At 50.4% G+C, this 19,640-nt stretch carries 17 protein-coding genes; 5 read left to right on the top strand and 12 right to left on the bottom strand.

The features are described 5' to 3' along the window. Positions 1-48: 48 nt before the first annotated feature. From FHS18_RS15790 to FHS18_RS15770, 5 genes are all read right to left on the bottom strand, one after another. The gene (locus tag FHS18_RS15790; RefSeq protein ID WP_183601027.1) at positions 49-732 is read right to left on the bottom strand and encodes a Crp/Fnr family transcriptional regulator; all 684 of its coding nucleotides are present in this window, start codon (positions 730-732) and stop codon (positions 49-51) included. A gap of 87 nt (positions 733-819) precedes the next feature. Beyond that, complete coding sequence (locus FHS18_RS15785) at positions 820-1,122, bottom strand: metal-sulfur cluster assembly factor (RefSeq protein ID WP_183601026.1); 303 nt, start codon at positions 1,120-1,122, stop codon at positions 820-822. A 16-nt stretch (positions 1,123-1,138) separates the two neighbouring features. Beyond that, positions 1,139-2,281, bottom strand: coding sequence for a hypothetical protein (locus FHS18_RS15780; RefSeq protein WP_246427678.1), 1,143 nt, complete (start codon positions 2,279-2,281; stop codon positions 1,139-1,141). Positions 2,282-2,385: 104 nt separating this feature from the next. Beyond that, positions 2,386-2,994 carry a DUF2249 domain-containing protein gene (locus FHS18_RS15775; RefSeq protein ID WP_343060548.1) on the bottom strand — a complete coding sequence of 203 codons (609 nt, stop codon included), beginning with the start codon at positions 2,992-2,994 and terminating at the stop codon, positions 2,386-2,388. Between the two features lie 18 nt (positions 2,995-3,012). After that, positions 3,013-3,255, bottom strand: a complete 243-nt coding sequence (locus FHS18_RS15770) for a DUF2249 domain-containing protein (RefSeq protein ID WP_183601024.1) — start codon at positions 3,253-3,255, stop codon at positions 3,013-3,015. A gap of 188 nt (positions 3,256-3,443) precedes the next feature. On the opposite strand from FHS18_RS15770, the gene FHS18_RS15765 reads away from it, so the two are divergent. From FHS18_RS15765 to FHS18_RS15745, 5 genes are all read left to right on the top strand, one after another. Next, positions 3,444-4,670, top strand: coding sequence for a DUF438 domain-containing protein (locus tag FHS18_RS15765; RefSeq protein ID WP_183601023.1), 1,227 nt, complete (start codon positions 3,444-3,446; stop codon positions 4,668-4,670). 530 nt (positions 4,671-5,200) lie between these two features. Continuing rightward, positions 5,201-6,298: a TIGR04053 family radical SAM/SPASM domain-containing protein gene (locus FHS18_RS15760; RefSeq protein ID WP_183601022.1), complete on the top strand. Its 1,098-nt coding sequence runs from the start codon at positions 5,201-5,203 to the stop codon at positions 6,296-6,298. A 17-nt stretch (positions 6,299-6,315) separates the two neighbouring features. Then, positions 6,316-8,601 (top strand): nitric-oxide reductase large subunit, encoded by a 2,286-nt coding sequence (locus FHS18_RS15755; protein WP_183601021.1) that lies wholly within the window; start codon positions 6,316-6,318, stop codon positions 8,599-8,601. 23 nt (positions 8,602-8,624) lie between these two features. After that, on the top strand, positions 8,625-9,815 hold the full coding sequence (locus tag FHS18_RS15750; protein ID WP_183601020.1) for a hypothetical protein: 1,191 nt from the start codon (positions 8,625-8,627) through the stop codon (positions 9,813-9,815). Positions 9,816-9,878: 63 nt separating this feature from the next. Then, entirely contained in the window at positions 9,879-10,247 is a 369-nt protein-coding gene (locus FHS18_RS15745; protein ID WP_183601019.1) for a putative zinc-binding protein, read from the top strand. Positions 10,248-10,687: 440 nt separating this feature from the next. On the opposite strand, the gene FHS18_RS15740 is transcribed toward FHS18_RS15745, so the two are convergent. The 7 genes from FHS18_RS15740 to FHS18_RS15710 form a co-directional block, all read right to left on the bottom strand. Next, positions 10,688-11,458, bottom strand: a complete 771-nt coding sequence (locus FHS18_RS15740; protein WP_183601018.1) for an SDR family oxidoreductase — start codon at positions 11,456-11,458, stop codon at positions 10,688-10,690. Positions 11,459-11,976: 518 nt separating this feature from the next. Beyond that, positions 11,977-12,981 (bottom strand): hypothetical protein, encoded by a 1,005-nt coding sequence (locus FHS18_RS15735; protein WP_183601017.1) that lies wholly within the window; start codon positions 12,979-12,981, stop codon positions 11,977-11,979. Positions 12,982-13,077: 96 nt separating this feature from the next. Then, positions 13,078-13,974, bottom strand: a complete 897-nt coding sequence (locus FHS18_RS15730; RefSeq protein WP_183601016.1) for an ADP-ribosylglycohydrolase family protein — start codon at positions 13,972-13,974, stop codon at positions 13,078-13,080. Between the two features lie 41 nt (positions 13,975-14,015). Beyond that, positions 14,016-14,894 (bottom strand): TIGR02452 family protein, encoded by an 879-nt coding sequence (locus FHS18_RS15725; protein ID WP_183601015.1) that lies wholly within the window; start codon positions 14,892-14,894, stop codon positions 14,016-14,018. 50 nt (positions 14,895-14,944) lie between these two features. Then, positions 14,945-15,853: an NUDIX hydrolase gene (locus tag FHS18_RS15720; protein ID WP_183601014.1), complete on the bottom strand. Its 909-nt coding sequence runs from the start codon at positions 15,851-15,853 to the stop codon at positions 14,945-14,947. 147 nt (positions 15,854-16,000) lie between these two features. Then, complete coding sequence (locus FHS18_RS15715; RefSeq protein ID WP_183601013.1) at positions 16,001-17,101, bottom strand: C40 family peptidase; 1,101 nt, start codon at positions 17,099-17,101, stop codon at positions 16,001-16,003. Positions 17,102-17,209: 108 nt separating this feature from the next. After that, complete coding sequence (locus tag FHS18_RS15710; RefSeq protein WP_183601012.1) at positions 17,210-19,537, bottom strand: diguanylate cyclase domain-containing protein; 2,328 nt, start codon at positions 19,535-19,537, stop codon at positions 17,210-17,212. Positions 19,538-19,640: the final 103 nt, after the last annotated feature.

Genomic DNA, 19,640 nt, shown 5'->3' with positions numbered 1-19,640 from the left:
AGAACCCGGGATCGCCCGGGTTCTTTTTATATGAGCATACTTCCTCCTTTATCTCTTCTTCCAATTTCGGAGACCTTCCAGACTATAGATGACGAAACCTTGACGATCTGCGTCCAGAATACTCTCCTTGCGCAGCTGATTTAATAAACGGGTAACGGTTTCTCGTGTAGTCCCGATAACATTGGCGATATCCTGATGCGTCATTGGGAAAGGGATATGGATTTCATCCCCTTTAACCGTGCCGTAATACTCAGCCATCTTTAGAATAAACGATTGCCCTCTATCATGGACATCCTGACCAGTAAGTTCCTGTAATTTACCCTGCAATTCTTGGATCTTGTCACTCATTACTCTCATGATTTTGATGGCCATCGATGGAACTTCAAGCAGAAGAGATTCGAAAGATTTGACTGGTATTGCCAACAGCGCTGTATGCAGTAAAGCTTCGGACGTTGCTGGATAGGACTTATTATTGAATAGACCGGTATGGGGAAACATTTCCCCGCGCTTCAAAAAGGACATGATTTGCTCATGTCCATTCTCATCGGTCTTGAACGTTTTCACGAGCCCTTCCTTAATAAAGAATACGGCCTCTTTACTTTCGCCTTCATGAAAAATGACTGACTTTTTATCAAATCGGCGCTCGATTATGACCTGCCCAATATGGGATAATTCATCATGGTTTAATTCTCGGAACATCGGAATACTTTTAAGCAGTTCTACCGTTTCCATTCCCATCCAATCTCCACCATTTCATTAATTATTGACAGGTATTTACATATTGAAAAGAGACCGTCATCGCGGTCCCTGCCTAAGTTATCAAATAATACCCAATTGTTTTCTTGCTGCTTCCGACATGCGTTCCGGCGCCCATTTTGGCTCCCAAACCAGGTCGACATGGAGCTGCTTTGGTGCAATAATGCCTTCTAGAGATCGTCGAACTCCTCCGATAATCGTATCATGAAGCGGACATCCTGGAGTAGTCAACGTCATGTTTATGTTGACTTGATCAAATCCAATCGATATATCATAAATAAGCCCCAAATCTACAATATTCACGCCGAGCTCAGGATCGTACACTTGTTTAAGAATTTGATTGATTTCCATTTCTGAAATCATCATCCACACCCCTTTCACTTTATTTGAAGAATACCCGCACAATGATCCCGATGTAAAATAGTGAACATACAGACACGATTGTTCCGCCAACCTCTATGAACCATTTTACCTCTAAGAATAGACCAGCTATCGATAATAAAACCCCTGACGCTATGCAGCATAGTCCACGATTAATGAAACTTTCAGAAATCAAACTTGACATGACAGGCACATTAGGCTGGCCAGCTCTTGGACCATATTTATGAGTCCACCACAGGAATGGCACAATCTTCGATAAATAACCAAGTATCGTTAATGACACCCAGCCGCTTAGATAGGCCGTGCCAATGATTAGAGTCGTCTGATGCTGCACATATGCCTCCGGAAAGGCAAGCCAACTAAAAAGTATAATTACACCTAGAATTAACATTGCTTTCGTGATTTGTACCGTCCACCATATACCAGCTCCAGGATTTCGTTTATAACGATGCTTTCTCACCCCGTTAATAAATACGCAATACAACCCAAAAGCCAGTACAATTAAACCGATTGATACCGCCTGCAGGACGCCTCCTCCCCCGAGAAGGAACGTTTCGGCTCCCGTGATTACGCCTAAATTCAACAGGACGATGATATAGCTCTGCAGTCTCGTTGAGTGTCCGTGTGCAAGATAAAACATTGGCAGCATCTTATAGCTGAATCCTGTAATGAGCATCCCAAACCAACCGACCATTCCCATCCAAATATGAGAGGCTAATAAACGGTCATGACCTTCCAGCCAAATCGGGAAAGCAAAGTTTAAACCCATTACAGCCCCTATTGCTGCGGTCAACACTAAATAAACGAGAGCACATGCTGTACTTATCGTTACCGCATTCCATTGCCGAGCTTGAATCATCGTTACGCCTACATTCCATACAAACAATCCAATGCCCAATAAGGTCAGAACCGCACCAGTAGCAAGCAGAGGCACCAAAGATAACAAAAATCCGGTAAGCAATATTATTGTCCCCAAGGTAAATCCTATATAGTGGAGATAACCCAGTTTGACGCTATAAACCTTCCGCTGCAATACAACATCCATCAACTGATAGACGGCTCCCATTGCAATCATTGTCGCCCAATCAAGAATCAACAGATGGGCACGAAACCACCCATCCGGATTGCGGATCGGCTCGACCATCCACGCACCTAGAGTGAATAAAGACAGCAGATGGTAGATCGTAAAGCTAATTATTCCCGTAGCTATGAATAACAATGGGAGCCGGAACATCAGAACCACCTCGTTTACTTATCAGTCTTCGTGATTAGCATCTTTGCGGAACCATCGGTCTGCTCTTCGATTTTATAACCATACCCGAGCTTTTGTAGTTCTTCAATCAAGAACATAGGCACTCGGTCATTGTGAATGACGACACGATCACCTGGTTGACAGCGCTCTAACGCTTTAAGTGTCCGTACCATAGGCTGGGGCGGTTGAAGCCCGCGATTGTCCAACTCTGTTATTCGACCGTGATCAACGTTTTGAAGAGATATTTCATTATTAAGGTTAGGCGGAAGCTGTGATTCTTCCTCAGTCGCATTACCTTGTTCGACAGTTCCTTCTTCTAAGTTAGCGAATCGCAGGAAATCAAACTCGTCTAGTGTTACCCTCTCTTGGCTTTTGTGCAGGAAAGCGACCATCCAATGATCCGGTGAGACAGATTGCACGCGGTTCATGTAGCCCTTTACTTTTAGAAGGCCTAGCAAAGGGGTTGGTTTAAAGGTTGCATGAAGCACGAATAATTGATCCTTCTCTAGACCATTCACAGCATTCATTATGAGCTGGAATGGCTCTATTTTCTTGCGGAGATACGGTCTTACGTCCAATTGTATTAACCGGTCTGTTGAAGCCACTTGAATCGCCTCAATCCTTTATATGTTGTTTGGTTTCCCGATTTTCACCTGGAACTCAATAGGCCCTTGCTCAATGTATTCCCATGTAAAGCAATTACTTCTCGTTGCTTGAAACTGGAAAAATAGCGGTCGCGGATCGTGATCGTTAATGAGCAGCATAGCTTCACCTGATTTAAGCGCGTCGAATGTTTCGAAGATTACCTTATGTTTTAGCTGCGGCGGGTACTCCGGTGCTTTAATTACTTTCGCGAACGCATTCATTGCAATCCCTCCTAATTGGCGTGCGATACAAGCAAAGTATATTACATTCCAGACCTAAGCTTTGTGATCAGCCTCACAGAGGATGCAAGAAGAAACTATACCTCCCATATGTGACCCGTATCACGTTTCCAAATCGAGGAACGTGTTAGCATTAACTATGATAAAAATTCTCATTGGAGGTTCCATCTATGAGCGAGCTCATTAATAATCGGGAGCAATTCGAGGATCAAGCCAGTGCCCGCTCCAGGCTGCTTAAAAATATCTTTCTGGACCTATACAACGGTAAATCCGTGAAGGATGTAAAGACGCAGTTTGATGCAACGATCGGTAGAATCACTGTGGAGGAAGCGGCGGAGCTTTCACGGCTTCAAAAAGAAATACTGGAAGAGAGAAAGCTCCCCCAAGAAGAAATCGTCCGGCTAACCGATGCGCATTTGTCCATCATTGCGGGGAAAATCGTGGGCAACGAAAATACCGCGGACGAACCCGGCCATCCGATTCATACATTCAAGTTGGAGAATCGGGCAATCGAGAAGGAAATCGAGAATCTCCTTTTGGCCATGCGCGAATTTAGTAACGATGATTCGATGCAGAACAATTTGAAGCTGCAAGAAGTTCTCAACGCCATGTTGGACATCGACAAGCACTACACGCGCAAAGAGCAGCTCCTGTTCCCTTACTTGGAGAAGTATGGAATTACGGGACCTTCCGTAAACATGTGGAGGATGGATGATTATATCCGCGATTCCATTAAGGAGGCCAAGCGGAAACTCGTCAGTTACACAGGGGAGTTGCTAGAGGTTATGAAAGAACTTGAATTTGCCGTCGAGCAAATCAGCGGTATGATTTACAGAGAAGAAAATATTCTTTTTCCAATGGCGCTGAGAAATTTAACCGAAGATGAATGGGTCAAAATCGCTCATGAGAGCGATGAAATCGGGTTTTGTTTAATGGCACCCTATACGAAGTGGAAGCCGGCCAGGGAATACATCGACAGTCAGACCATATCCGCTGGTTATGTCAAGATGGAGACAGGGATATTATCCTTAAAGCAGTTAGAATTAATCTTCAATCATCTCCCCATTGACATTACGTTCATCGACCACAAAGATATCGTTCGATATTTCTCACATGGCAAAGAGAGAGTATTCGCAAGGACCAAGGCGGTCATCGGTCGGACCGTGCAAAACTGTCACCCTCCGAAGAGCGCGCATATTGTTGAAGCGTTGCTTGACGATTTTAAATCGGGAAGAAAAGACTGCGAGGATTTTTGGATAAAAGTTCGCGATAAGTATGTGTACATTCGCTATTTTGCCGTGCGGGACGAGAACGGCGACTATATCGGGACACTTGAGTTTACCCAGAATATTGGGCCTATCCAAGCCATTGAAGGCGAGAAACGAATTCGCTCTTAGGCACTTCATACTCGAGAAGAAGGAGGTATTAGTCATCAAGCCAAAAGAGAAGAGACCGGGCTTCGCAAGACGCAACCTGCTTGACGATGGGACGGGCAAGACCATCCGGCAGGGCTTAGAACCCGCCCTCTTCTTCTGGTTTGGGACGTCCCCCCCTTGTCGCCCCCTGATCTTTCGTTCTATGGATACTTAGTTTCCTCCTCGTATCCTAAAGTATCGCTAACAAAAGCAGCGGTTTTGAAAAAAGCAGCCATGCCCATTCGGTTTAACTCCTCCCAATGAATTGCGGACAACCTTTCTAAAATCATCAATCCCTTATCGGAAAACTGAATATAGATACTCCTTGTGACACTGCGGCGTGATGCCGAGTTCACGGTCTTGATCACTCCGGTCAAGAGACCGTCACAAACCGGTGAAGAAATATCGTATAACGATACATTTGTGAGCTGGCACACATTGCGCTGTAGATATTTTCCCTATAATGAGACCCAGTTACTCACCACCTCAACAGGAAAGGAGCGATAATCGAGATGCAGCAGTTCCGTTCAAGAAACTATGATCAGTATCCGTTTATCGTCATCTGGGAAGTCACCCGTGCTTGTGCGCTCAAATGTCTGCATTGCCGGGCAGAAGCTCAGTACACGCCCGATCCCAGACAGCTCACCTTCGAAGAAGGCAAACGGCTTATCGATGAGATCGCCCAAATGGATGAGCCTCTCTTTGTTTTCACGGGAGGCGATCCGCTCATGCGTCCCGACTTATTTCAACTTGCGGAATACGCCATTAAAGAGAAGAAGCTCCCCGTATCGATGACGCCGAGCGCCACCCCGAAAGTGACGAAAGCCGCGATCGAGAAAGCGAAAAACATAGGCTTGTCCCGATGGGCGTTCAGTCTTGACGGTTCTACGTCAGACATCCATGATCACTTTCGAGGTACGAAAGGCTCTTATGATTTGACCATGCGGGGCATTCGCAGCCTGCAGGAACTGCAAATTCCGATCCAGATCAATACGACCGTTTCGAATTACAATCTTACGGATTTGCCGAGGATTGCGGAGAAAGTCGGCGAGATGGGAGCCGTACTATGGAGCTTATTCTTCCTCGTCCCCACAGGCCGCGGCATGCAGAAAGATATGATTCAACCGGAGCAGCACGAAGAAGTGATGCAGTGGCTGTACCAACTGGGGAAGTCCGCGCCTTACGGCATCAAATCGACGGAAGCCCCATTCTACCGCCGCGTTGTCACGCAAGCCAAGAAAACCGAATCGCTTCAAGGCGTTCTTCCGGCACTCCCCGAAAAACGCTTCGACGTACTCGGCAGAGCGCCCAAGGGGGTTAATGACGGTGACGGCTTCGTCTTCATCAGCCATATTGGGGACGTATATCCAAGCGGATTCCTTCCCGTTGTCTGCGGAAACGTACGTCAGGAGTCATTGCTTGATCTATACCGTCATTCCCCCGTCATGAAGGAGCTTCGCGACAAGTCGCTTCTGAAAGGAAAATGCGGCGTGTGCGAATTCAAAGAACTATGCGGCGGCTCCCGCGCGCGGGCTTTTGCGACAACCGGCGATTATCTTGAGAGCGATCCGGCATGCGCATATATTCCAAGAGCTTACCGAAATAATTAAATGAAGGAGAAGTAGATATGAAGGTTAAAAAATTATGGATAACTTTAGCGCTAGTATTCTTCGGTTCCTTCGCTATTCTGATTTATTACGGCGGGGAAATTTTTCAGAAGGCGCCTCCCATCCCGGAAAAAGTTATAACGTTGGACGGTCAGGTCCTCTATACAAAGGAAGATATCCAAAACGGGCAGAACGTTTGGCAGCGAATGGGCGGGCAGGAATTAGGAAGTATCTGGGGACACGGCGCCTACGTTGCCCCCGATTGGACCGCGGATTGGCTTCATCGGGAATTAACATGGTTGCTCGATCATTGGGCGCAGTCGGAGTATCAGTCGACTTACGAGGGGCTGTCATTGGAGCAGCAAGCGTCGCTTAAAGCTCGATTGAAGGTAGAAATCAGGACCAATACCTACGACCCCGCGACCGGAGCGATAACGGTCTCCGCCGATCGGGCGCTGTCGATCCAAGCGATGAAAGAGTATTACGTGAAGGTATTCGGGGACGACCCCTCGATGGATGAGTATCGGTCCCAGATCGCGGTTCCGGACAACACGATTCGGAGCGCCGAGGATCACCACAGTTTGTCGGCCTTCTTCTTCTGGGCCACCTGGTCGACATCGACGAATCGCCCGGGGATGGACATAACGTATACGAATAACTGGCCTGGAGAACCGCTTATCGATAACGTGCCAACCCAGTCGACTGTGATGTGGTCGATAATCAGCGTCATTCTTCTCATCGCCGGTGTCGGCGCATTAGCTTGGTACTTCGCCGTTCAGCGTCATCGCGAGGCTCCGGAACAACCGGCTCCAAAGAATGACCCTCTCTTGAACATCAAGGTGACGCCATCCATGCGAGCGACGCTAAAGTACTTCTGGATCGTAACCGCCCTCATTCTTGTTCAGGTTGGACTCGGAGCCATCACCGCCCATTACGGCGTTGAAGGAGACGGTTTCTACGGAATACCGCTCGCAGAATGGTTCCCCTACACCGTAACGAGGACGTGGCACCAGCAGCTCGCCATCTTCTGGATTGCGACGGCGTGGCTCGCGACAGGACTTTACATGGGACCGGCCATTTCCGGTTATGAGCCAAAATATCAACGCCTGGGCGTGAACTTCTTGTTCGGCGCGCTGCTCCTCATCGTCGTCGGCTCGATGGTTGGGCAATGGATGGCCATTAAAGGTTATATCACCGATCTGCAGAGCAACTTCTACTTCGGTCACCAAGGGTTTGAATACGTGGATTTGGGACGCGCTTGGCAAATTCTCTTGAGCGTCGGATTGTTCCTCTGGTTCTTCCTCATGGCTCGCGCCGTGTGGCCCGCGATTCGTCAGAAGAGTGAAGGAAGACACATGTTGATCTTGTTCTTACTAGCGTCCGTGGCGATTCCTGTATTCTACACGCCCAGCTTGATGTGGGGGCAACATACGCACCTCTCCGTTTCCACTTACTGGCGCTGGTGGGTCGTTCACCTATGGGTCGAAGGCTTCTTCGAAGTATTCGCGGCCGTTGTGATCTCATTCCTGTTCTCCAGAATGGGGCTGATTCGTACAGCTACGGCAACGTCGACCGTGTTATTCTCAACGATTATTTTCTTGTTCGGCGGCATCATCGGAACATTCCACCACTTATATTTCGCAGGCACCCCGACAGGCGTACTCGCTTTCGGAGCCGTGTTCAGCGCCTTAGAGGTTGTGCCGCTTCTCTTAATCGGATTCGAAGCGTACGAGAATTTGCGGCATAGCCGGGCAAGTGCATGGGTATCCCGTTACCGCTGGCCGATCTACTTCTTCGTAGCTGTCTCATTCTGGAACTTGGTCGGCGCCGGGATCTTTGGGTTCCTGATCAACCCGCCAATTGCTCTCTATTACATGCAAGGGTTGAACACAACGGCGCTGCATGCGCATACTGCGCTGTTCGGCGTATACGGCATGCTTGGCATCGGGTTGATGCTCTTCTGTCTACGGGGATTGTCCGGCACGCGGTCTTGGAAGACGAAGCTACTGCGCTTCTCGTTCTGGTCGCTGAATATCGGATTAATGGTCATGGGCGTTACAAGCCTCCTACCGGTAGGCATCATTCAAGCATTAAACAGTATGAAAAAGGGGATGTGGTATGCGCGCTCGGTCGAGCTGCTTCACTCCCCCGTGATGCAAAATCTGGTTTGGTTCCGGGCCGTCGGGGATACCATTTTCGCATTAGGCATCGTCGGGATCGTTTGGTTCGTTGTTGGACTTAAGACCGGCAAATCGTTGGAACAAGATACCGCCGTTCATTCAGAATCAAAAACCTATCACGTCTAAGTATATCTGAGGAGGGCTTTCTGATGCCAAACTCGTGGATTCGTTATCCATTTCTATATTTACTGGTCACGGCTCTGGCCGGAGTATTGCTCCGCGGGATGGCCCTCCTGCCCACTGTGCCGGATCTTTACGAACGTTTACTTCATGCCCATTCCCATATCGCGTTGCTCGGGTGGGGATATTCCGCATTGTACATTCTTTACGTAAAATTATATATACCGGATGAGCAGCAACGCTCGCGTTTCCTAAAAGTCAATTGGCTGTTTACGCAGGTTACGATCGTCCTGATGTTCCTCGCCTTTACAATTCAGGGATACGGGTTCTTTTCAATCTTCTTCTCCACGGTCCATATCTTCTTGTCTTACGCCTTTGCTTTATGGATGTGGAAAAAAATAAGACGGCGCGAAGGAAGCTCGTTATCGGTACGTTTCGCCAAAGCCGGTTTATTCTTCATGGCGCTTTCCTCAGTCGGTCCGTGGGGGCTGGCAGTATTAAGCGCCTTGAATTTGACAGAATCCCCTTGGTACCATGCAGCCCTTTATTTTTACTTGCATAATCAATACAACGGTTGGTTTACGTTAGGTCTTTTCGCCATACTGTTTTACAAGCTTGAGCCGCTTATGAATCCAGCGGCGATACGATTAGGGCAGCTTCAATATGGACTTTATGTTACATCCTTATTGCCGTCGTTTCTTCTATCTTTGTTATGGATGAGTCTGTCCGCGGGATGGTATATCATCGCTATCCTATCCGGGATGGTTCAGTTCGCATCGGTCGGGATTTTCTTTCTGCTGTGGCTGAAGATTAGGCGCCAAGTTGCCAACGGCGGATTGTTTTTCTTCGCCTTATTGGCCTTGGCAACGAAGATGGTGCTGGAGCTCGCTTCCGCGATTCCTAAGTTACAATCCCTCGCATTCGAAAATCGGAGCGTCGTGATTGGATACTTACATTTGGTTTTGCTCGGATTTGTAAGTTGCATGCTGCTTGCGTTTTTACTCAAACCGAATCCCGGTAAAGGTGAGAGGAAGGTTTTGACCCTAGGGAGCTTCATATTTCTTGCCGGTTTTGTAGGAAACGAAGTTCTACTGTTCCTAGAAGGGTTGATGAACTGGACATCTCAATTAAGCGTTCCTTATGGACCGGTCCTACTTTTTGCGATGAGTTTATTCATGTTGTTCGGGATCGGCATGATGACGAAGTACAGGTTCGAATGATGAGTCCAACTACAGGATGCGGGCTCGTATCAAAATATGAAAGAGAAGAGAGGTGCGTACCCCATGAAAAAAAAAGATTTACCGCTTGTCTATTCATGTTCTGGTTGTTCTTCGGCAGCACAGACCGCTAACATGATTGCTATTAAAATGGATCGAGAAAACATAGCTGAAATGTCCTGCATCGCCGGTGTTGGTGGTGATGTCAAACCGCTTGTCAGAACAGCAAAGTCGGGACGCGACATCATTGCAATTGACGGGTGTCCTTTATCTTGCTGTAAGAGCTGTTTAGCAAGGCATGATGTTCAACCTAAGCATCATTTCGATCTATCGGACTTTGACGTCCCAAAGCGAATTGGAGAAGATCCTAGCCCCCATCTTTTCCTGAACGCATACAATCAGATACTTGAACGAATTAATTATCAACAGAACTGATTGACATGGGGAATTCCTAAGTAAAGAGAATCGTTCATATCCGTTCATTTCTAACCTGGTGCTTTAAGAAGCAGTACCTTCGGAAGGATCTCAGTCCCGGACTTGCCGCAGTAAATGTAAAGAAGGAGGAAAAGCCCGAGCGGGATATTAATGCCCAAGATATAGTTATCACGATGGCCTATTATAAAGAGCATCCCAAAGTTCTGTCGCCCCTCCTGCTTTTGGGGACGACTGGAATGCGGATTCGGGAAGTTGCGGAGCCGACATGGGGAGCGCTCTACTTCGGCAGCGGATTAAAATACAAAAATCCGCCAATAGGCGGATCGGAGTGGCTCTCGGTATTTTCATAAGCAACCGTTTATAATAAAGCATTAACGCGGTGTCGTGTTATATGATATAGATATAAGAAAGGCTGTCGAGACCAGGGTAACCCTTTTGTGCTACCAGTTGCGGATATCTGCGATGACCTCTTCGCCGAAGCGGTCATCCTCCAAATACGCGATTAGCTTGCCCGCTGCTTCCTGCGGCAAAGTCAGACTGCCGGTCTCATACATCTCCACGAATCGGGCATGGCTCGGAAAACGCTCTTCCCCTGCCGATCGAATCGTCGCCTGCATCGCCGTATCGATAACGCCGGGTGCAACCGACGCGATTCGCGCGCCATGAGGCAGCCCTTCTTGTTCCAACTTCACGCAGCGGGAGAAATGATCGAGCCCCGCCTTGGTCGCGCAGTAGGCGCTCCAGCCCGCATACGGATGGCGGCCCGCTCCCGACGAGATTTGCATCAGCCGCTTGTCCGACGACAGATGTTCCGTCTCCCGCAAGAATGCCGCAGACAGTACAAGCGGCGCCGTCAGGTTAACCGCGATATGACGGGCAACGTCTTCGGATGCGTTGGAAGAAGCCGCGCCGATCGGATCGAGCATGCCGGCATTGTTAATCAGCCTGATGTGCGCCGCGGATTGATATGCGGTTCTGCTCAGCAGCTCCTTCATGAACGCTTCGGCGCCGCCGCTCTCCGTCAGTTCGGCCAAATCCTGCTCCACCCAAGTCAGCTGTACCCCGAGCGTTGCGGCTTGCTGCAGCAACGCTTCATTACGCTTGCGCGCAAGGCAGACGAGCTGATGGTTCGGCGCAAGCAGCCGCTGCGTGAGCGCTTCGCCTAACCCTCTCGAAGCACCTGTCACTATGGTTACATGTGTAATTGCCATGGTCTTCCTCTCCTTTTGTCACTTCATGTTATACCGATACTTCGTGTCTTTCGTCAACTCGTTCATCCCGGCGCTTCGGCTGTAGATGAGGCAATAGTTCGCGTTATATGTACTCGCTGTGTCCTCGCCTCCAAGATCAGCTCCACTTACAAGCGGAGACGGATCAATGAAGAAGGCGAGCTCTTCCAACTTCGTGTCACGCTCCCACAGTTGGACTTCGTGTTCACAATCTCTGCCTCGAACAATTCGAAATCCAAGTATTCTTCAGAATCGCTCACTCGCCTGGCGTTGGCAAACACCATGCTGTCGCCCTTCTTCTTATAGGTGATATTGTACGTATACCAGGGGTAAATATCCAGCAACTTACTGACTCGTTCAACTTTAAGCTCGATATCCCCTCCGTCTTCAAGCTCAGAAGGTTCTCGGCGACCTACTTAATCAGCCGGTCCCGAACCTCGGTTAAAGCAAATCCAAACAGATTCTGTCCTTGCCATGCCATTGGATCATGAACGCGCGGGCTAACTCGATCCCTCCATCACATCCTTCACCGAGAAGGAGGCGAGGATTTTCCCTTTCTTCAAAAAATGGATCTGCTCATTACCGATGAGCGTACGCGAATGCGCCTTATCGCCGAGCAGGATCGTTTTGGCCCAATAGAATAACAACTGCTGCCGCAGATCGGCTTGCTGCGGGAGAAAGTCTGCGCTCAGCTGTACGCCGAACACGTATTGATCCCGATTCTCTTCCGTCAGCTCTTCCGGGAATATAGATTCACCGTTCGCATTGAAGTAACCGACCTCATAATCCGTTTCGCCCAGCCTATACCGAACCTCGATCGGCATTCGCTTCTGACGGGTCAACTCCTCGAAGAACGCTTGGCTGTAGAAATAAACCAAATAGATATCGGTATGCTGATGCTCATACTCGCCCTTGAAGACCCGATCGGCGGTTCCGCTTCGGTTCGGCATGTAGAGCACAAGCGCATGGTCTTCATAATCGGCGCCTATGGCCGTCGGCTGCTCGAGCAATGTCTCTTCGATGACGAGACGTTCGCTGCCCATAATCGTCTGCGTATATGAACTAATGAGCCGCGTACCTTGCCCGGTCGGTAGTTCGATCATAAGATCGATGCTCGCATCGGCTTGGTAGGAGTAACGTTCCGTAAGCTTCCCCATCAACCGCTCTGCTTCCGCACGCAGCCATGAATCGATTGCCGGCCGGCCTTCTCCTTGCCACTCGTATTCATATAACGTATAGGTCCTGTCAGCTGTTTCATGCGTCCCTTGATACAACAATTTCCAGGCCGCCGGCAAGTCGAAGTCCTGGAACGTGGCCTCAACGAACGATTCTGTCACGGGAAGCTCTGGCGTATCCCCCGCATCCGATAGCGGCGGCGTCTGTTGTTGTGATGGAGACGGCTTAACTTGAGACGACGTCGGACTTTCGCACCCGGCCCCGACCAGCGCCAGCCCAACCCATACAACGAGTATGCCATGCCTCATCTTCCTTCGACGATCCGTCATCCGTATCCCATCCCGTTCTCATTGGTATGTTATTCCAGACGTCCGAATCTGTCGCGTTGTTGCAAGCATGGCATATCAAACTTCACTTTCATTCAATCATACTCTAGCAGCAAGTGCTGTGCGCAACGTCATCATCCGTTCAGCCAACATCGCCAGACGATACTTCATGAGGAGCTTATCCGCATACTTGCCCGGAATTCCATCATATCCGTAATAGATGCCGGCAAGGCCGCCCGCAATCGCGCCGATCGTATCCGAGTCCCCGCCCTCATTGGCCGCGAGTTCCACCGCCTCGGCGAAAGATCCGGTAGTAAGCAGGGCATGCAGCACCCAACGGAACGTATCGACGACGTACCCGCTCGTCTCGCACGCTGGCCCTGCAGCTTCAATATCCTCGTATTCGCTGCCTTGAATTTCCGTTCGGCTAGCGGCTCGAAGCTCCTCCCCGTTCAATAGGCGATACGCGATGCGGTTATAGATCCGGCACGCTTCGTTACAGCGGTCATCATAATGGGTCATCTTCGATTGCATATGAGTGATACGCTCCATCTCTGCCAGACGAGGATAGATCAGCGCAACCGGCAGGCAGCGCATTAACGAACCATTGCCAGCGCTGCGGCCATGGAAGTCCTCATGGACGACCAATGCGGCTTCGAACCAATCCCCCTCGTAGCGATGAAAAACGGCGCGTATGATGTTGCCGATATCTTTCGGATTCGATTGGAACCACTTCATGAAATAATCGCCGATCGGCTTATAAGGCTGATCGGGCTCTTCGAGAATCCCCTCCGCTACGCATAACGTCATCATCGTGTCATCCGTCACTTCACCCGGCTCAAGCCGCCACACGCCGCCTCCTACAATCTGATCGAGATAACCGTGCTTCTGCTTGATCTCCCAAGCTGACATGAACTCGGTCGTGCCGCCCAGGGCATCGCCGACGGCGACACCGAACAGTCCGCCTTTCATCCGATTGAATAATGTTTCCTCCATCGTGGTCAACTCCTCCCCAACTTGCACTACACCGTAACGAATTAACGTTCGAACTGCGCTTTGAACGCATGTAAGACTTGTTGATCTGCGGATCGATCGAATATTGCGAAAGTAACGTGGTCGAACAGGAGCCGATACTGCTCTTCAATGAGTACTTGCCTGAACATCGCGGCCACATCGGCAGGATTGTTCCTGAATACGCCACAGCCATAAGCGCCAAGCACGATGGCGCGCTCGCGGCGGGTTCCGGCAACTGCGAGCAGGTAACGAATTCGGTCGAGCATGACCGGAGCAATCGAAGCGATATTGTGTGGCTCGCGTTCGCGAACGACGCCGGCATTAACCGCAGGGGCCGTTATAATAGAGACCTCGTACGGTTCCGCCAGCAACAAACCGCGGTCATCGCGAAATACGGGCACCTTCGGCGAATAGATCATATAATCCGAATATAGGCAGGTCCGGAGCTGACGATTGTGCGCATACATCTCTTCCATTTGCGCAATGCACGGATACAACGCGGAAGACCGGGCCAGGCTTTCTTCCTGTGCTTGGCTGCCGCCCATGAAGCCGCCTCCGGGATTTTTGGCCGAGGCAAAATTAAGACAGAGCGTATCGCGCAGCCCTTGCTTGCCCGTCAGCCGGCGCGCAGCTTCAAGCGTCGATTCCTCCGTTACTTCAATGATCGGTGCATCAACCGTTGCGTCTGTCTGTTCGGCTAATAGAAGACGCTCCGCCTCTTCGCGAATAGTAGGCAGCTGGGCTGGCCGATAAAGCCATGAATCGCGTTTGGCCGCCTCCACCTCATCACGGATCGTAACGGTCTTCCCTTGAGCGTTCGTGTATGCGCCTCTATCGATAATTTCCAGCGTCTGTTCAGCCAGCACGGCTCGCGCTTCTCTTCCCGGTGCGGATGATTTCATCACTCACTCCTCCTCTTGCTCTCTCGTATTCAGACGGTTCCCCGCCATCTTCAGAACGTACGGTTCCAATTCGGATCGAACCGATATAATTTGGATGGCCGGTGTCCGGCATCCTTCGTCAATTCGTTCGTCTCCAACACCATTGGCGCTATCTTCCTGCGGAATGCGGCGGCAAGCAATTCTTTGCCCAGAATCACTTCATACACCTGTTGCAGGGCAGTCAACGTAAACAGGTGCGGCATCAGGTAGAAGGCGATGTCCGTATACTCGATCTTGTTCCGCAGCCGTCCAATGGCGTATTCGATGATCTTCGCATGGTCGAAGCCGATCCCTTTCGATTCGACAATCTCCCTTCGAAGTACGGACTTCCGATCCGAGATCGTCTCGACGAGCTTCACGGTAGCGGTCAGTCGCGTAGAACCATGAGTCAGCGTCAGCTGCACAATCTTCTCCAGCTCCCAGCCTTCTGCGAGATTCGTCTTCTTCTCCTGGAGGACGCGGTAGCCGACCTCGAACCACTGTGCATCGTCTGCATCGTCGCCGGCTTGCACTTGTAATGCCGTGCGGTCCACAAGCGCCAAGTACGAACAGCTTATGACGCGCGTTCGTGGATCGCGGCCAACGTCCCCCCAGGTATACAGCTGCTCCATATAGATGTCGCGTATGTTCGTCTCGCTATACAGTTCGCGCGCCGCGCCTTCGTCCAAGCTTTCATGCGGAGCGACGAAACCGCCGGGCAGCGCCCATTGCCCCAGATAAGGATGTTCGCCGCGCTTAATGAGCAGCAGCTGCAGCGACTTCTCCGGCAGCTTCCTGAAGTTCTCCTGCTCTTTATCCATGACGGTAAAAATAAGCATGTCGACGGTAACCGAGGGTCGATCATAGTTCGAAACATCATACGATTCCAGAAACTCCGACTCCGTTAACCCATTGCGATCACGCTCATCATGAATTGTCATTGTCATCACCTGATTTTATCTTTTAGTTATTATCTACTTGTTAATATCTATGTGTTATTATATACACGACAGTTACTGTGTTGTCAATATTTAGACGACAAAAAAAGGGAATGCCAGCGCGGCATTCCCTTTTCACTTAACCACTGCTTACTGTATTACTCTGCGCGACCACAAATAACGTTTCTCCAGCGAACCGTTCAGCGGAGCAATCGTGACCCCCGGCTTGTTCGTCGTATGGATCACCTGGTTGTTGCCGATATACATGCCGACATGGCCGACGATCTTATTGCTCGTGTAGCGGCCTGGCGTATAGAAGAAGACGATGTCCCCCGGCTGAAGCGCGTCCCTGGCCACGAGTTGGCCGACGGTAGATTGCGCCCGCGATGAACGCGGCAGCTTAATCCCGATATGCTTGTATATGTATTGCATATACGAGGAGCAGTCGAATTTCTTGGTCGTCTCATACGGCCCCGCTGCCCATAGATACGGCGTGCCCATGAACTTTTTGGCGAACGTGATGACCTCTCCAGCTTTTCCTTGCGCAGCCTGCGTACCTTCACCTGTCCCGGCATCGCCTGCGCCCGTGCCATCGCCAGTACCTGTATCCGTTCCCGTATCAGGCGTTGTTGTGACCGGTGGTTTGCCGGGAGAAGGCGTATCCACTTTAGGCGAAATTACGACCGATTGCGAGGCTTCATCCCAAGCGGCTTGCGTCTGCCATAGCTGAGCGAATGAGCTGATCTCCAGGTACACTTGGTTATTCTGCAGCACCGGCGGTTTGTGCAGCGTGATGGTATTATCCCCATTCTTCGCGTTGTAGCTGTCTACTTCAAGCTCGAACAACACATCGGTTTCGCCGATCGTAACTTTCTTGTCGTCCGCATCCCAATCATAGTTATAATCGTAATGATTGGCGATTTGCTCGAGCGGGATCCATACCTCTCCGTCGCGCATAAGCGGCGTCACTTGTATTTTCTCGCCATTGGCTACAGCCAGCGCTTGGAATCCGTTCCCGCCTCCTGCTTGATTCGTCCTGATCTGTGCCTGATTCTGCGTCTGCATGGGCTGCATCCGCGACTCATTCGGCTGCCTCGTCTGATTCGGCGTAACGTTCAACCGATCTTGCACCAAACTTCGGGCATATTGCTGCGACGCTTCTTGACGCTGAGCAGCCCGTTCCTGACCTCCCGAACAAGAGACCAGTAAGACGCTGCATACGGACATGACTCCAATTGCTTTCCATTTCATGGTCGCACCTCTTTTTCCGTTATCAAACTACCACGATATATCCTTCCCTCCCGTTTTCTTTTTCATCAAACGTCCATCCGGCAACAACAAAAAAAGACCTGCCTCAAATTAGCAGGTCTTGCCCCTAGACACACGATTGCGTCCTGTCTTCTTCGCTTCGTACAACGCTTGATCCGCAATTTCGACCATATCCGGCGGAAAGCCGTCCCCTTCCCGGTGCCAGGAGGCGACCCCGATGCTTACGGTTACGAATGGAATCGTCGCACGTTCATTCGGCATTTCTTTCCGAGCCACTTCTGCTCGGACCAATTCTGCGAATTGCTGCGCCGCGGCCGCATCCGCGCCAAGCATCACGCAAGCGAATTCTTCTCCGCCATAACGGGCGGCGAAGAAACCTTGATGCTCGGCCGTTTCCCCCAGTATGCGCGCGACCTGTTTCAGGCAAGCGTCGCCTTTCTGATGACCGTACGTATCGTTATAGATCTTGAACGAATCGATATCCAGCAGCACCAGCGATACCGGAACCCCGGAATCGGACCCTTCCCGGAGGGCGCGTTCCAGTTGATGATCAAAGCTTCTCCGATTGGCAAGTCCCGTCAATCCGTCGCGGTTCGATAACCGCTCCAATCGCTGATTCGCTTCAATCAGCTTGTCCTCGGCTTGCTTGCGCGCGCTCATGTCGCTCATCGAGACGACGACCTCGCTCACGCTCCCCTCCTTGAATATCGGATTTAAGGTGAGCAAGAACGTTTTGTGCCGGTAGCCGATCTCGCACTCGACGCCTTCTCCGTTCCAGGCCTTCTCGTACTTCTCGTACAAATCGCCGCTCAGTGCCGGAGGAATCACATCCGATATCGGGCGTCCAACTACGGTCTCGGGAGAGAAGCCGATTTCTTGCAGCATCTGACCATCAGCCAGCGTGTAGATAAACGTACCGTCCATCTTTTTGTATTTGAGCGTAATGCCATGCTGATAATGAATCGTATCCGCCAGGTCTTGTTTAAGCCGAAGAATCTCTTCTTGCGCGCGTTTGCGGTCGGTAATGTTGCGAATGATGCTGCTGAAATAGATTTGTCCCGAAGCAGCCCAGCTCGTGAATGACAGCTCGATCGGGAAGAGCGTGCCGTCCTTATGAAGTCCCAATCCTTCCCGGGTCTTGCGCCCGGCAGCAGCCGCACCTTTCAAGCTGCTCAGTTCATGAATGATCGACACATAGTGCTCTCTCAGATAAGCAGGCATGAGATTACGTACGGACACGCCTATAATCTCGGATTCTATATAACCGAACACTTCGGTTGCCCCTTGATTCCAAGCGACGATGTTCAAATCGCCGTCGGTGATGATAATGCCGTCGTTACTGGATTCCACGATCGAAGCGAACCGGGCTTCGGCTTCATTGAGCGCCAACGCCATGCCGATGCTCGGCATCAGATCTTCGACGAATTTTATTTTGTGCGCCGAGAAAAAATTCCGCCGGAACGACCCCAGATTCATTAAGCCAATGACATGGCTCTTATGTTTAATCGGCACATGGATCGAGGAGCGGACGCCTCTCGAGTAGGCGTTATGATCGAGTTTGCCGGCCGGCCGGTCAATCGTCCAATCCGGATACAGCGTTGAACGGCCATCGATCGCATGCACGAGGCCCCAGATGTCGCCGAGTTCGATCCGCTCGCTATTGTTCACGTACTCTCCATTCGTCAATACCCCAGCTAACGTATAGCGGTTATTATCGACCATTACGATGCTGGCCCTCTCGCACTCGAACAGGTCTGTCAATTCGCGCAGCGCTTTCTCGTAAATATCTTGAACGGTATCCGTCTGTTGAAACGAGTGAATGAGCGTGTACAGCTTGCGGTTCAGAAAATGCTCATCATACGTATTCTTAAGGAAGTAGACGCAACCGGAGACGAACAGACCGCCAGCGGCTTGGAAAGCAATTAACCACCACAAGTTGGATAGCGGCAGATTACTCGATTGTAAGACGACGCCGAATGACCCCAAGGTACTGAGCGTGATGATAACTAGGTTGATCGACCACATCTTCCAATAATGGTGGATACGATCCGCAACCCATCCCGTTAGCAGGCCTATACCAATTAGGAGAAGAGCGGCAGAAGCTGCGGATGCCGATGGTCCGCCGAATGAGAACAAGCGGACGACCGCGATCGTCCCGGCGGCAATGACGCTGCTGCGCATACCGCCGAAGTAGGCTGCGCTGATCACGGGCACAAGCCGCAGGTCCAATATCGCCGCAGGCGCCAGCTGTATGCTGAACATCATCATCAGTGTTCCGAACACGCCTTGATAGAAACCGATGCGCAGCCGTATAGCGATTGTCGAATGGAATCGGTCAGGCAGCTTCTTGAAGAAAAACATGCTTATGAATAACGCTGCGACGATGATGAAAAAATCGGCTACGAAAAAAGATAACATAGTATTGCCTCCGAACATCCAGGTAGAAACATGTTGTCTATCAGACACTTTATCGGTTATCTTAGCGGCGATCATTAGTTTTTTTCTTACGCCGTTTGTCATT

The sequence above is a fragment of the Paenibacillus phyllosphaerae genome, from assembly GCF_014192105.1.
Taxonomy (GTDB): Bacteria; Bacillota; Bacilli; order Paenibacillales; family Paenibacillaceae; genus Paenibacillus_Z; species Paenibacillus_Z phyllosphaerae.
The sequence above is the reverse complement of the archived record's forward strand: the minus strand, read 5'-3'. Positions and strand labels throughout refer to the sequence as shown.